Annotated in this window: 12 protein-coding genes; 7 read left to right on the top strand and 5 right to left on the bottom strand. The window is 68.7% G+C overall.

Going from position 1 to position 14,060, the window contains the following annotated elements; translation table 11 throughout:
* Positions 1–438: 438 nt before the first annotated feature.
* Positions 439–948, bottom strand: a complete 510-nt coding sequence (locus IM660_RS15840) for an amino-acid N-acetyltransferase (RefSeq protein WP_193496775.1) — start codon at positions 946–948, stop codon at positions 439–441.
* Positions 949–966: 18 nt separating this feature from the next.
* A complete protein-coding gene (locus IM660_RS15845) occupies positions 967–1,929 on the bottom strand; it encodes a sugar-binding transcriptional regulator (RefSeq protein WP_343072023.1) in 963 nt (320 codons plus the stop codon).
* Between the two features lie 267 nt (positions 1,930–2,196).
* On the opposite strand from IM660_RS15845, the gene IM660_RS15850 reads away from it, so the two are divergent.
* The 4 genes from IM660_RS15850 to IM660_RS15865 all read left to right on the top strand — a co-directional run bounded on the left by IM660_RS15850 (position 2,197) and on the right by IM660_RS15865 (position 6,705).
* Positions 2,197–2,949: an MIP/aquaporin family protein gene (locus IM660_RS15850; protein WP_193496777.1), complete on the top strand. Its 753-nt coding sequence runs from the start codon at positions 2,197–2,199 to the stop codon at positions 2,947–2,949.
* Between the two features lie 87 nt (positions 2,950–3,036).
* Positions 3,037–4,551 (top strand): glycerol kinase GlpK, encoded by a 1,515-nt coding sequence (glpK, locus tag IM660_RS15855; RefSeq protein WP_193496778.1) that lies wholly within the window; start codon positions 3,037–3,039, stop codon positions 4,549–4,551.
* A 205-nt stretch (positions 4,552–4,756) separates the two neighbouring features.
* On the top strand, positions 4,757–5,761 hold the full coding sequence (locus tag IM660_RS15860; protein ID WP_246464988.1) for a LacI family DNA-binding transcriptional regulator: 1,005 nt from the start codon (positions 4,757–4,759) through the stop codon (positions 5,759–5,761).
* Positions 5,758–6,705: an AEC family transporter gene (locus tag IM660_RS15865; RefSeq protein ID WP_193496779.1), complete on the top strand. Its 948-nt coding sequence runs from the start codon at positions 5,758–5,760 to the stop codon at positions 6,703–6,705. Before IM660_RS15860 ends, IM660_RS15865 begins: the two co-directional genes overlap by 4 nt.
* Before the next feature lie 27 nt (positions 6,706–6,732).
* On the opposite strand, the gene IM660_RS15870 is transcribed toward IM660_RS15865, so the two are convergent.
* Together IM660_RS15870 and xylA are read right to left on the bottom strand one after the other, a co-directional pair.
* Complete coding sequence (locus IM660_RS15870; protein ID WP_193496780.1) at positions 6,733–8,208, bottom strand: xylulokinase; 1,476 nt, start codon at positions 8,206–8,208, stop codon at positions 6,733–6,735.
* A 9-nt stretch (positions 8,209–8,217) separates the two neighbouring features.
* Entirely contained in the window at positions 8,218–9,399 is a 1,182-nt protein-coding gene (xylA, locus tag IM660_RS15875) for a xylose isomerase (protein WP_193496781.1), read from the bottom strand.
* Between the two features lie 93 nt (positions 9,400–9,492).
* Between xylA and IM660_RS15880 the strand changes: the two genes are divergently transcribed.
* From IM660_RS15880 to IM660_RS15890, 3 genes are all read left to right on the top strand, one after another.
* The gene (locus tag IM660_RS15880; protein WP_193496782.1) at positions 9,493–10,707 is read left to right on the top strand and encodes an ROK family transcriptional regulator; all 1,215 of its coding nucleotides are present in this window, start codon (positions 9,493–9,495) and stop codon (positions 10,705–10,707) included.
* Positions 10,708–10,711: 4 nt separating this feature from the next.
* Positions 10,712–11,794, top strand: a complete 1,083-nt coding sequence (locus IM660_RS15885; protein ID WP_193496783.1) for a PLP-dependent cysteine synthase family protein — start codon at positions 10,712–10,714, stop codon at positions 11,792–11,794.
* 184 nt (positions 11,795–11,978) lie between these two features.
* Positions 11,979–13,019, top strand: a complete 1,041-nt coding sequence (locus IM660_RS15890) for a LacI family DNA-binding transcriptional regulator (protein ID WP_193496784.1) — start codon at positions 11,979–11,981, stop codon at positions 13,017–13,019.
* 38 nt (positions 13,020–13,057) lie between these two features.
* On the opposite strand, the gene IM660_RS15895 is transcribed toward IM660_RS15890, so the two are convergent.
* Complete coding sequence (locus tag IM660_RS15895; RefSeq protein ID WP_193496785.1) at positions 13,058–13,888, bottom strand: trypsin-like serine protease; 831 nt, start codon at positions 13,886–13,888, stop codon at positions 13,058–13,060.
* Positions 13,889–14,060: the final 172 nt, after the last annotated feature.

Consider the following 14,060-nt stretch of genomic DNA (forward strand, 5'->3'; position numbering starts at 1 on the left):
CGGTGTTGCCCTCAGCCGGAGAAGCGTAAGTAGAGGACCACGATGACGGCGATGACCGCCACCAGCCACCACCACGAGCCCGACGCGGTGCCCCTGCTGCTGGAGCCGTGGTAGCGGTCGGACGACCATGACCTGCGACCAGACCTGCGATGGGTCGAACGACGCGCGCTTCGACCGAAGGACGAGGAAGAACCTCGCGAACGGCGTGAGGATCCGAAGGACCGGCCGCCGGATCGGCGGCCGAATGAGCGGCCGCCCGAACGGCGGCCGATACTGCCCATGCGTTTGCCCATGCGGAGACGGTAGTGGGCGCCCGGACGCCCTGCACTGGGCAGAACTCCCCTGACCCGCGATCTGCGATCTGCGATCTGCGATCTGCGATCTGCGATCTGGTCGTGCCAGGTTGGTGCGTACCAGTCCGGTCAGCGCTCAGGGGCCTCAGACCAGTCGGCGCAGCATCCGAGTGTTTCCCAGTGTGTTCGGTTTGACCCGGGCCAGATCAAGAAACTCGGCGATCCCGTCATCGCGGGAGAGGAGCATCTCCTGGTAGACCTCAGGATCCACGACATCCCCCTCGATCTCGGAGAAGCCGTGCCGGGCGAAGAAGTCCACCTCGAAGGTCAGGCAGAACAGGCGGATCAGGCCGAAGTCGCGGGCGCGGTCCACCAATGCCTCCAGCAGCGCGTGCCCGACACCCTGGCCGAGCATGTCGCTGCGCACAGCCAGCGTGCGTACCTCAGCCAGGTCTTCCCACATCACATGCAACGCACCACAGCCGACGACGGATCCGTCTCTGGTTGCGACGAGGAACTCCTGCACGGACTCGTAGTAGCCCACCATGTCCTTGGCCAGCAGGATGCGCTCGTCCGCATACGGTTCGACCAGCCCTCGGATCGCGCCGACGTCTGCGGGCCGGGCCGGGCGGATCTCGATCGAAGCGTCAGTCATGGATCCCATCATCCCTGACTATGGCCGGACCGAACCCCGCAGCCGGTCGAGCAGCGACCGAGCGGTCGTCTCGTCGATGATGAGATCGGTCGCCACCCGCGCTCGCAACGCACCGAGCAATGCCGGCACCTTCGCCTCCCCGACCGCCACGCACACCCGCCTAGCGAGCTGGCGCAGATCACCGGGCGAAGGACCAGTCGCGCGTGCGTTGATCGCGATGTCGCGATAGCTGCCGTCCTCGCGCAGGAAGACGGTGCACACGTCACCGACCACCCGGTCTGCGGTGAGCCGGGCCATCTCCGCATCGTCCAGGTATCCGGCGTTGTAGACGTGAGAGGGCACATCAGCGGCCACCGCACCGACACCGAACAGCGCCAGATCGACGTGCCGCTGGACATCCAGCACGCGCCGGACACTGCGCTCACGCCACATCGCCGCCTTCGTCTCGGCGAAGTCGAAGAAGGCAGGAACTGGGAAGAGGTACGGGGTGGAGTCGAAGGCGCGTGCGAACGACGCGATGAGGTCGCCGGCGTAGGTGACACCACCTGCCGCGGTGCTTGCGGCCCCGTTCAGCTGCACCACCGAACTGCCGCGCACGGGGGTGGGTGTCAGGTGGCGTGCGATCGCCGTGACGGTCGTCCCCCAGGCGATGCCGAGCACCATCTGAGGCGTGGCCCACTCGGTCAGCAATCGCGCAGCCACCATCGCCACCTGCTCCAGCCTGTAGACCTCCGTGGCGTGCTCGCGCACCGGGACCACGTGCGTCTTGATACCGAAGGTCGCCGACAGCCGATGGCCGACGTCGGTGCCGCTGCCGCTGGGCTGACGCACCGAGATCCGCACGACGCCCTCCTCGCGTGCCGACTTGATCAGCCGGGAGACCGTGGACCGGGAGACGCCCAGCGTTTTGGCGATGACCTCCATCGTCTGATCCTGCAGGTAGTACATCGTCGCTGCGCGGTAGGCATCGTCCTCACGCACTCTCACTCTCCTGTCGCCGTAGTGCACATCTGTGCATGATGGTTGCGCACTCGTGCGCTGAGGGCAAGCATGGGCGGCCAGAGGGGTCCGCCACATTCGGTCGGCCACCTCGATCACACGGCTCGAAGGGGAGAGGTGACGTGCCTACGCACATCGGGCTCCGACGTCGGAGACCACAACCAGGCACCAACCACGCCCAGAGACGTGCGAGCGGCGCTTCGACCCAACGCGCCGCGTCCTACTCCTAATGAGAAAGAGAGTGTGATCGTGAACTTTTCCGCGATCTTCATCCCCGAACTGTTCGGAACCATGATGCTGACACTGCTCGGTTGCGGTGTGGTGGCCAACGTGGCACTACCTCGCACCAAGGGCAATGGCGGCGGCTTCCTGATGGTCAACTTCGGATGGGGTCTGGCCGTCTTCGCCGGTGTGTTCGTCGCGATCTCCAGCGGAGCCCACATCAACCCGGCGGTCACGATCGGGCTCATCGCCAACGGCGCGGAGAACTTCGCCGACGGCATCCCGGTCAACGCCGCCAACACGCTGATCTACATCCTGGCTCAGCTGGCGGGTGCATTCCTCGGTGCGGTGTTCTGCTGGCTCGCCTACAAGACCCACTTCGACGCCGACAGCGACGGACCCACCAAGCTCGGCGTGTTCTCTACTGGCCCGGCGATGCGCTCCTACGGTTGGAACGTCGTGACCGAGGTGATCGGCACCTTCGTGCTGGTGTTCGTCGTGATCTCCTTCGGCTGGGCCGGCGAGAACGCCAGCACCGCCGCTGGACAGCTCGGCCCGCTGGCCGTCGCCCTCCTGGTGGTCGGCATCGGCGCCAGCCTCGGTGGCCCGACCGGCTACGCCATCAACCCTGCACGTGACCTCGGTCCTCGCATTGCGCACGCACTGCTGCCGATCAAGGGCAAGGGCGGCAGCGACTGGAGCTACGCCTGGGTCCCGGTGGTCGGTCCGATCATCGGCGGCGTGCTCGGTGGCCTCGTGGCTGCCGCGGTCTTCGTCTGAGCACACCCACCACCGGTGCGGCGACGAACGCCGCACCGCTCATGAACAGTCCGCGACCTGCGGACACCCCACCACCGAAGGAGCATCATGGCGGACTACGTCCTCGCCATCGACCAGGGCACCACAAGCACCCGGGCGATCATCTTCAACCACGCCGGCGAGATCGTCGACAGCGGTCAGCTCGAGCACGAGCAGATCTTCCCGAAGGCGGGATGGGTCGAGCACGACCCGATGGAGATCTGGCGCAACACCCGCGAGGTGGTGGGCCTGGCCCTCACCCGCGCGAACATCACCTCCACCGATCTTGCCGCCGTCGGCATCACCAACCAGCGTGAGACCACCGTCGTGTGGGACAAGAACACCGGTGAGCCGGTCTACAACGCGATCGTCTGGCAGGACACCCGCACCCAGAAGATCGCCGATGAACTGGCCGGCGACGAAGGCGCTGAGAAGTACAAGGCGATTTGCGGCCTTCCGCTGGCCACCTACTTCTCCGGCCCGAAGGTGAAGTGGATCCTCGACAACGTCGAGGGTGCACGCGCCAAGGCCGAAGCTGGTGACCTGCTGTTCGGCAACACCGACTGCTGGCTGCTCTGGAACATGACCGGCGGTGTCGAAGGAGGCGTGCACGTCACCGACGTCACCAACGCCTCCCGCACCATGCTGATGAACCTCGACTCGCTCAGCTGGAATGCCGATATTGCCGCTGACATGGGCATTCCGCTGTCGATGCTGCCCGAGATCAAGTCCTCTTCCGAGGTGTACGGGGACGGCCGCCCGAAGGGGATGCTGCCCGGTGTGCCGATCGCCGGGATCCTCGGGGACCAGCAGGCCGCGACCTTCGGGCAGGCGTGCTTCGAGGTCGGGATGGCCAAGAACACCTACGGCACGGGCAACTTCATGCTCATCAACACCGGTGAGGAGATCGTCCCCTCGGAGAACGGCCTGCTCACCACGGTTGCGTACAAGATCGGTGACCGCAAGCCGATCTACGCACTCGAGGGTTCGATCGCCGTCACCGGTTCACTGATCCAGTGGCTGCGGGACAACCTGGGACTGATCTCCTCCGCGCCCGAGGTCGAGGACCTCGCCAAGACGGTCGAGGACAACGGCGGCGCCTACTTCGTACCCGCATTCTCCGGCCTGTTCGCTCCGTACTGGCGCGGTGACGCCCGCGGTGTGCTGGTAGGGCTGACCCGGTTCGTGAACAAGGGCCACATCGCCCGGGCCGCACTGGAGGCGACGGCGTTCCAGACCCGCGAGGTGCTGGACGCGATGAACGCCGACTCCGGGGTGGACCTGACCGAGCTGAAGGTCGACGGCGGCATGATCGCCAACGAGACCCTCATGCAGTTCCAGGCTGACATCCTCGGCGTGCCGGTAGTGCGCCCGAAGATCGCCGAGACCACTGCCCTCGGAGCCGCCTACGCAGCCGGGATCGCCGTCGGGTTCTGGTCGGGTGAGCAGGATGTCATCGACAACTGGGCCGAGGACAAGCGCTGGGAGCCTGCCATGGACGCCGACGAGCGCGAGCGCACCTACCGGCTCTGGAAGAAGGCCGTCACCAAGTCCTTCGACTGGGTGGATGCCGACAACGACTAGGTTCGCGCAGTCGCGGCCGACGGGCGGGTATGGGTGACTCCCCCCGTCCGTCGGCCGCCTGTTGCCGCGTTCTGTCGCCCGACCTCTCGCGCACCCGACGATTCGGGGCAACGCGCCAGCGCCGACGTGGGCACCGACCACGCAGGAACCGGTTTCTGCCTAGGATGGTCGGAGATCGACAGACCACACACCCCGGGCAGGCACAGTGAGCAGCGACGGCGTCACCACCATCGCCGAGGTGGCGCGTCAAGCCGGGGTCTCCCGGGCAACCGTCTCCCGGGTGATGAACGACCGCGCCACTGTCGACCCGCAGCTCGCCGCCCGGGTACGTGAGGTGGCCGCCCGGCTGAACTACTCACCCAGCCGCGTCGCACGCAGCCTCTCGCTCGGCCGCACCCAGACCGTGGGGCTGCTCGTGCCTGATCTCGGGAACCCCATGTTCCAGCAGGTGCTGCGCGGGGCGAACCAGGCCGCGCGCCGGTCCGGGTACCGGATCCTGGTCGCCGACAGCATCGAGGAGCCGCAGCGAGAGGCCGAGCTCGCGATCGAAGCCCGGCGCCGCTGCGACGCTCTCATCCTGTGCTCACCGCGGATGCCGGAAGCCGAGCTGGTGCAGGTACTCAACGCCACCCGGCCGGTGGTCCTTGTCAACCGCGAGCTGACCGGCTCGGACGTGCCCACCCTCACCGTCGACTACGTGCACGGAATCCGGGCCGTCGCCCAGCATCTGCTCGAGCTGGGCCACCACCGCATCGTCTATCTCGCCGGGCCCACCGAAAGCGCCTCCAACGCGGCCCGACTGGCCGGGTTACGCGAGTGGCAGGCCGAGCACCCCGAGGTGACGATCGAGCCGGTGCCCTGCGGTTCGATGATCGAGGACGGCTACCGCGCCATCGACACCGTGCTCGGCTCCGGCGCCACCGCCGTGATCGCGTTCAACGACCTGGTGGCCTTCGGGTTGCTCGGCAAGCTGGACGAGGCCGGGGTGGACGTACCAGGTGCGCTCTCCGTGGCCGGTTTCGACGACATCGACTTCGCCCGCTACGCGCGCCCCTCACTGACGACGATGTCGGTCCCCCAGGCCGAGCTCGGGCAGCAGGCCTGGGACCATCTGCGCGAGCTACTGGAAGAACCCGGGCAGGCCACACCCCGCACGCAGTACTTCCGGCCTCAGCTGATCGTCCGGGCAAGCACCGGAAGCCGCTCGTGAGCGCTGTCCTCTCCGCACTCGCCACCATGGCGGTCATCGCCTTCGCCGGCTGGGTGCTGGCCACCTTCCGGGTGCTCGGGGAGGGCGCCCAGCAGGTGCTCGCACGCCTGGTGTTCGCCCTCGCCACACCGTCTCTCCTGATCACCACCATCGGCGAAGCAGACCTGGCCCTGCTCCTCACCCGTACGGCCGCCACCACCTGGGTGAGCACACTGACCGTGGCGACGGCCGCCGTCGTGATCTTCGGCGTGCTGCTACGACGTGGCCGGGGGCAGACCACGGTGGCCAGCCTCGCCGCCAGCTACGTCAACGCCGGCAACATCGGCATCCCGGTGGCGATCTATGTGCTCGCCGACGCGCTCGCCGTGGTGCCCACGATGCTCATGCAGCTGCTCGTGCTGGCCCCGGTCGCCTACGCGGTGCTGGACACGGCCGGGGCGAGCCGGCGCGAGCTGCTGTTACGCCCGCTCCGCAGTCCGCTGACGATCGGGGCGCTCATCGGCCTGACGCTGGCGGTGGTGCCGTGGACCCCGCCCGATGCGGTGCTGCAGCCGTTGCGACTGGTGGGGACGACGGCCGCTCCGCTGGCACTGCTGACGCTCGGGATGTCCTTTGCGCCGAAACGACGCGGCGAGACACCCAGTTCCGAGCCAGCCACATCTGCCGATGCCAGGCCGCCCGGCCACTGGGTCGACGTGTCGATCGTGGCCGCGCTGCGCGCCGTGGTGCATCCCGCACTGACCTTTGCCGTGGCGCACGGTCTGGGAGTGGACGAGGAACACATGCTGGGCGTGGTGCTGATGGCCGCCCTCCCGACGGCGCAGAACGTGCTGGTCTACGCGCTGCAGTTCGACCGGGGGTTGCGGATCGCCCGCGACGCGCAGGTGATCACCACGGCACTGTCGGTGCCGCTGCTGGTGGGCGTGGTGGCGTTGTTGCACTGACGGCCGCGACGTCCAGCAGGCAACTGCTCAGGCGCCGAAGGTCATCTCCCGTGCCTGTGCGTACCGGTCGGTAAGGGAGGCGTCCCGCTCGGCGGGCACGTCGTACTCCTTCGCGCCGGCCAGGCCCCACTCTGGCGGCTGATCGGCGCCGGAGAGCGCCCATGCGGCCTGGCGAGCGGCGCCGTCGGCGACGTACTCCCCCGGCTGCGGCACCGTCACCGGCACCCCGAGCACCGCGGGGGCGATCTGTCGCACCGCCGCCGACTGCGCGGCACCACCGATGAGAAGCACCCGTTCGACCGGCACGCCCTGCGCCTGCAGCGCACCCAGCCCGTCGGCCAGGGAGCACAACACCCCCTCGACGGCGGCCCTCGCCACGTGCGCGGGGGTCGTGTTCCCGAGCCGCACCCCGTGCAGGGCGCCGCTGGCATCGGGCTTGTTCGGGGTGCGCTCACCTTCGAGGTAGGGCACGAACGTGAGTCCATCGGCGCCTGCGGGGGCAGAGAGAGCGAGTGCGGCGAACTCCTGGTGGTCCACGCTGAGGAGGCGGCCGACGGCGTCGAAGACGCGGCTGCCGTTGAGAGTGCAGGCCAGGGGCAGGTAGCGGCCGGTGGCGTCGGCGAAGCCTGCCACCAGACCTTCCGGGTCAGACACCGATGCGTCGCTGACTGCGCTCACCACGCCCGAGGTGCCGATCGAGATCGCGACGTCACCGGCCCCCATGCCGAGCCCGAGTGCGGCACCGGCGTTGTCCCCTGCCCCGGCCCCGAGTACGAAGGTGTCGGTGGTCCGTGCGACGGCGCCGGGAGCCACCACCTGGGGCACACCGATCCGGCGACCGAAGGCACGCTCGAGCAGGTCGAACCGGTACTCGCCGCTGGCCGCGTCGAAGTAGCCGGTGCCGGAGGCGTCGGAGCGGTCAGTGGTCAGACGCTCCAGTCCGTCCGCGCCGCTGCCGGGGCCGTCCCCGGCGAGCCGCCACGTGAGCCAGTCGTGAGGAAGTGCCACGGCGGCGACCTTGGCGGCGTTCTCGGGTTCGTGCTGGGCCAACCAGCGCAGCTTGGTGATGGTGAACGAGGCCACTGGCACGACGCCCACCTGCTCGGCCCAGGCACGCGCTCCCGCCTCGGCATCGCCCTCGCCGAGCTCGTCGATCAGGTCGAGGGCAGCCCCGGCGCTGCGGGTGTCGTTCCACAACAGCGCCGAGCGGACCACGTTCCCGTCGGCATCCAGGGCGACCATGCCGTGCTGCTGACCGCCCACGGCGACGGCAGCGACGTCGTCGAGACCACCGGCGGCGGAGACCGCCACCTGGAGGGCGTCCCACCACGCCCCGGGGTCCACCTCGGTGCCGTCCGGGTGCGGCGCGGAGCCGAAGCGCTTCAGCGCCCCGGTCTCCGCGTCCCGGATGACCACCTTGCAGGACTGGGTCGAGGAGTCGATCCCTGCGACGAGCTGCCCCGCGAGAGAGCGAGGGGAGGATTGCGGTGTCGACGACGTCATCGGGCTAGTTCACCCGATCAGGTGGCGGATGGCCAACTGGTTGAGCCGGACGAAGCCGGCGTTGCGCTCACCGGAGGCGTCGGCGTCGAAGTCCTCGAAGGCGGAGCGGTCGGCCAGCAGGTCGGCCAGGCTCTCCCCCTCAGCCAGCGTCGGCTGGGAGAGCTCGAAGACGCCGGAGGCCTCCAGCGCTGCCTGCACCTCGGGGTCGGCACGGTAAGCCCTGGCCTTCTCCGCCAGCAGCAGGTAGGTCTCCATGTTGGCCCGGGCTGAATCCCAGACTCCCTCGAAGCCCTCAGTGCGGGAGGGCTTGTAGTCGAAGTGGCGCGGACCGTCGTAGGTGGGGCCACCGCCGGGGAAGCCGTTCTCGATGAGGTCCACCGTGAAGAAGGCCGAGAGCAGGTCGCCGTGGCCGAAGACGAGGTCCTGGTCGTACTTGATGGAGCGCTGGCCGTTGAGGTCGATGTGGAAGAGCTTGCCGGCCCACAGCGCCTGGGCGATACCGTGCGTGTAGTTCAGCCCGGCCATCTGCTCGTGCCCGGTTTCGGGGTTGAGGCCAACGATGTCGCCGTGCTCGAGTTCGGCGATGAAGCCCAGTGCGTGGCCGACGGTCGGCAGCAGGATGTCCCCGCGGGGCTCATTCGGCTTCGGCTCGAGCGCGATCTTGAGGTCGTAGCCCTGGGACTTGATGTAGGCGGCGACGGTGTCCACACCCTCGCGGTAGCGGTCGAGGGCGGCGTTGACGTCCTTCGCGCCGTCGTACTCGCTTCCCTCACGGCCACCCCACATCACGAACGTGGTGGCGCCGAGCGAGGCGGCGAGGTCGACGTTGCGGATCACCTTGCGCAGGCCGAAGCGGCGTACAGAGCGGTCGTTCGCAGTGAAGCCGCCGTCCTTGAACACCGGGTGAGAGAACAGATTGGTCGTCACCATCTCGATGGTCAGACCGGCGGCGTCAGCGGCCTTCTTGAAGTCGGCAAAGCCCTTCTCCCGGGTGGCGTCGTCAGCGCCGAAGGGCACGACGTCGTCGTCGTGGAACGTGACTCCCCAGGCACCGGCCTCGGCGAGATGGGGCAGGTATTCAGTGGGGTCCAGTGCCGGGCGGGTGGCCTGACCGAACTGGTCCTGGGCGGCCCAGCCGACGGTCCACAGACCGAAGGAGAACTTGTCGTCAGGGGTTGGCGTGCGCGCCATGGCGGGCTCCTCGTCGCAGCAGGAAGGTGATGGCCTGTCGTTGTTTGTTGCGCTGCACAACTTATCGGCTTGTTTCGGCTAAGGTCAACAGTCATGGACGGATATCCCGACCGGCCGCGGCGCGCAGCGCGCCAGGAGAGCCTGCGAGAACACAACCTCGCGCTGGTGGCGCGGACCGTCCTGCTCGCCCCGGGACCGCCCTCGCGCGCCGATGTGGCGGCACGCACCGGGCTCAACCGCGCCACCGTCTCCCGGCTCGTGGCGGAACTGGTTGCCGGTGGCCTGCTCAGTGAGGACGATCCGGTCGCCGCCGGCGCGGGGCGACCCGCCACTCCCCTGCGCCCGGCCGCTGGAACGGTCGCCGGCCTCGGGCTGGAGATCAACATCGACTTCGTGGGTGCGCGGCTGATCGATCTCGCCGGAGGGGTGGTCGCCGAACGAATCACCCCCGGCCACTTCCGCGACACCGATCCGGACGAGATCCTGGGCCTCGCTGCTCACCTGGGCCAGCAGACCCTCGACTCCGCACCGGACGTACCGACCGCAGGCACGGCGCTGGCCCTGCCCGGACTGGTACGTGAGAACCGGTTGCTGACCGCGCCCAACCTCGACTGGCACGACCTCGACCCGGCGGATGTGCTCACCCGGGCCGCGCCGGGACTGGGGCCGGTCACGCTGGACAACGAAGCGCGGTTGGCCGCGCTCGCCGAGCTCGCGGCCGATCCGGCCGCCTCGTTCCTGTACGTCTCGGGAGAGGTGGGGATCGGTGCGGCGATCGTCCGCGATGGCGAGATCGTCACGGGGGTGCACGGTTTCGGGGCAGAGCTCGGCCACCTCATGGTCGATCCGGGCGGGCACCGATGCCGCTGCGGCGCCACCGGATGCCTGGAGACAGTGGCCGGTACGGATGCGCTTCTCGCAGCAGCCGGGCTACCGGGCGCGAGCATGGCAGAGCTCGCCGAACGGCTGGTGACCGGCGAGGCTCAGGCGAGGGCCGCCGTCGAGCGTGCCGCGATAGCCCTGGGGCAAGCTCTGGCGGCGTTCGTGAACCTCGTGGACGTGCCCACGATCGTGCTCGGAAACACTCTCGCCCAGCTCACCGAGGCCCTCCGACCCGGGATCGAGAACGAACTCAGGGCTCGGGTACTGGCGGCGCGATGGGCCCCACCGCAGCTACGGAGGGCGGCACCCTTGACTCACCCGGCCCTGACCGGTGCCGCCCGGGCGGCGCTCGCGCCGGTGGTCGAGGACCCAAGTGCGTGGCTCTCGCGGGCAAGTGGATTCCAGCACGCCGAGTCGACAGACTGACACCATGGCACGCACCGACTCACGTTCCGACCGCGCCTGGTGCGACGAGGCGATCCGCAAGGTGCAGGCGGACGCGCAGCGATCGGCCGACACCCACCTGCACCAGCTCCAACTCCCGCAGGACTGGGGCATCGACGTCTACCTCAAGGACGAGTCGGTCCATCCCACCGGCAGCCTGAAGCACCGGCTCGCCCGGTCGCTGTTCCTCTATGCGCTCGCGAACGGCTGGCTGAGCGAGCACACCACGGTGATCGAGGCGACGAGCGGGAACACGGCCGTCTCCGAGGCCTACTTCGCGCGCATGCTCGGCCTCGACTACATCGCGGTGATGCCACGCTCCACCTCCCAGACCAAGATCGAGCGGATCGAGGCCTACGGCGGCCGGTGCCACTTCGTCGACGCTGCACCCGACATCTACGCCGAGGCCGAACGACTCGCCGAAGAGAGCGGCGGGTGCTACCTGGACCAGTTCACCTACGCCGAGCGCGCCACCGACTGGCGCGGCAACAACAACATCGCCGAGTCGATCTTCGAACAGATGAGCGCCGAACGGCACCCGGTGCCCACCTGGGTGGTGGCGGCCGCGGGAACAGGTGGGACGTCGTCAACGATCGGGCGCTACCTGCGCTACCGCCGCTTTCCCACCCGGCTGGCTGTCGTGGACCCAGAGAACTCCGCCTACTACCCGGGATGGTGCGACCGAGTCTCGGACTACACCACTGGGATGCCGTCCCGGATCGAGGGCATCGGCCGGCCCCGGATTGAAGCCAGCTTCGTCCCGTCGGTGATCGACCACATGATCCCCGTGCCGGATGGTGCCAGCGTGGCCGCCATGCACCACCTGGACGAGGCGTTCCGGCGCCGCGCGGGCGCCTCCACCGGCACCTGCCTGTGGGGCGTGTGGACCCTGGTGGAGCAGATGCGCGACTCCGGAGAGACGGGCAGCATCGTCAGCCTCATCTGCGACTCCGGTGACCTGTACGGCTCCACCTACTACGACGACGCCTGGCTCGCCGGTCAAGGAATCGACCCCGCCCCCTACCGCGAGCGCCTGGAACGCTTCTTCGCCGGGGGAGCGCTGGGCTGAGGCCGCGTAGCACGTCCCTCAGGTGAGGGCAGGAGTACGTGCGGCGACGGCGCCTCACCGATGCGAGCGCGCGATGAACCGAGACGACGGCAGAGGGCACGACCGTGCCACATCTGGCACAGAGGCGCTGTGGGCCGTCGGTTGTGTACAGCCCTGACAGCGTGAGAGCGCTTACCATGTGCCCATGGCCTCCGTGACCCTCAGCGATGTGGCCCGCGAGGCGGGCGTCTCCTTGGCGACGGCGTCACGCGCCATCAACGGCAGCGCCAACCGGACCGTGCGCCCCGACCTGCAGCAACGCGTGCTCGCCGCGGCAGCCCGGCTCGGGTACTCCCCCGATGCCAACGCCCAGGCGATGGCGCGCGGTCGCACGTCCACCTTGGGCTTGATCGTCCACGACATCGCCGACCCGTACTTCTCCTCCATCGCCGCGGGGGTCACGACGGCGACGGAGGCCGCTGGGCTGATGGTCACGCTCGCCAGCACCGGGCATCGTCCGGAGAAGGAGCTGGCGTTCATCGACTTGCTGCAGAGCCAGCGGGCGCGCGCCATCGTCATCGCCGGTGGCCGCCAGGACGCCGAGGAGGCCAATGAGCGCCTACGAGCCGCCCTCGCCACCTACCGCTCTCGCGGCGGCACCGTGGCCGTGATCGGTCAGCCGATCCTGGACGTGCACACGGTCGCGATCGACAACGTCGGTGGGGCGGCCGAGCTGGCACGCGCGCTGCACGGGCGCGGCTACCGGCAGTTCGCGGTCCTCACCGGGCCCGCACCGCACCTGACTGCCCGCGAGCGCACCGAAGGATTCACGACGGCGTTGGCCGGCCTCGGCGTGGAGGTACCCGCCGATCGCGTGGTCGCCTCCGAATTCACCCGCGACGGCGGCTATGAGGCCATGACCGAGCTGATCTCTCGGCAGGCCGATCATCGGCGCCGGGACGGTCTCGGCTCTCTTGCCGTCTTCGCTGTCAACGACGTGATGGCGATGGGAGCGATGGCCGCCACCCGGGATGCCGGCATGCGGGTGGGTGAGGACGTCGGGATCGCCGGCTTCGACGACATCGTCACTCTGCGGGACGTCACGCCCGGGCTGAGCACGGTGGCGGTCCCGCTCGTGGATGCGGGCGTGCGTGCCACCCGGATGGCGCTGGACTCTGACGGTGACGCTGTCGTGGAGCAGTTGGACACCGTAGTGGTGCTGCGGGACTCGACCCCAGGGCCCTGACTGACCGCAGCACCACCACGGAAGAGACGTGCTCAGGGTCAGCCGATGAACTGGCTCAGCCAGGCCAGATCGTCCGGCTGGTCGATCCGGTAGGAGCCGCCGATACCGGTGCAGGTGGAGTTCACCCCGTAGGAAGTCACTCCGGCGACGACGTTGGAGTCCTCGATGAAGGTGGGCCCGCCGGAATCACCGGAGCAGGTGCCGCCGGTGTTGGCGTTGTTGGTGAGCGTCACGGAGTTGCCCGCGCCCTGCTCGCCGAACATCCGGTCATCCCGGATGAGGTCCACGGTGGCCTGCAGCTTGATCCATTCGGCCTCGGTGAGCTGGGCAGTTCCGTTGTCCGGGAGGCTGCGCTGAAGGCCGTAGCCGACCACGTCGAAGGAGTCACGGTCCTTCTTCTTGGTGGCGAGCTGGTCGTCCCAGTACCCCTGCTCGGGCAGTTGACCGTAGGAGTCGAAGGCGACCGGTTCGTCGAGTTCGACCACGCCGACGTCGTGCAGGTAGAACGCGGCGTCGTCGTACTCCGGGTGGGAGTAGGGGGTGCCGGTGGCGTCGGCCGCGTCGAGGTCGAAGATGTCCGGTCGTTCGTCCCCCTGGAGGTCGTCGGCGAACCAGATCGCTACGGCATCGGCGCCGAAGGTGCAGTGGCCGGCGGTGAGGTAGGTGTCGGGGTCCATCATCGTGCCGGAACAGCGCCAGGATGGCTGCAGGACTCCTGACTCATCCTCCACGTAGGCAATCATGAGACCGACGTTGGGGTGCTCACCGGCGTCGTCCTCGCCGTAGCGGATGGCGCTGGCCGGTGCCGCGGTGGCGGCGATGACTGCCAGGCCGATCGCGCCGGCGGCGAGTGTGCGGATGCGCGTCATTGCGTGATTCCTCTCGTATGGGCAAAGCGGTGTGGGAACAGTACGACACGGCGGGCCCGTCGGCTCGACGAACGGAGAAGCTCCTTCACCACAGTGACCACTTCTCGGCACCGATGAGTCGGGAGCACGCGCCGGACTCCTGCGCCTGCTGCGTGAACGCCTTGGCGAGGCA

It is taken from the genome of Ruania alkalisoli, assembly GCF_014960965.1.
GTDB classification, from domain to species: Bacteria; Actinomycetota; Actinomycetes; order Actinomycetales; family Beutenbergiaceae; genus Ruania; species Ruania alkalisoli.

Bases quoted from the DNA above. Each gene is read 5' to 3' on its own strand.
- IM660_RS15880 (WP_193496782.1), top strand. From the start codon at position 9,493: ATGGACGGATATCCCGACCGGCCGCGGCGCGCAGCGCGCCAGGAGAGC.
- IM660_RS15870 (WP_193496780.1), bottom strand. From the start codon at position 8,208: ATGACGTCGTCGACACCGCAATCCTCCCCTCGCTCTCTCGCGGGGCAG.
- glpK (WP_193496778.1), top strand. From the start codon at position 3,037: ATGGCGGACTACGTCCTCGCCATCGACCAGGGCACCACAAGCACCCGG.
- IM660_RS15885 (WP_193496783.1), top strand. From the start codon at position 10,712: ATGGCACGCACCGACTCACGTTCCGACCGCGCCTGGTGCGACGAGGCG.
- IM660_RS15840 (WP_193496775.1), bottom strand. From the start codon at position 948: ATGACTGACGCTTCGATCGAGATCCGCCCGGCCCGGCCCGCAGACGTC.
- xylA (WP_193496781.1), bottom strand. From the start codon at position 9,399: ATGGCGCGCACGCCAACCCCTGACGACAAGTTCTCCTTCGGTCTGTGG.
- IM660_RS15895 (WP_193496785.1), bottom strand. From the start codon at position 13,888: ATGACGCGCATCCGCACACTCGCCGCCGGCGCGATCGGCCTGGCAGTC.
- IM660_RS15890 (WP_193496784.1), top strand. From the start codon at position 11,979: ATGGCCTCCGTGACCCTCAGCGATGTGGCCCGCGAGGCGGGCGTCTCC.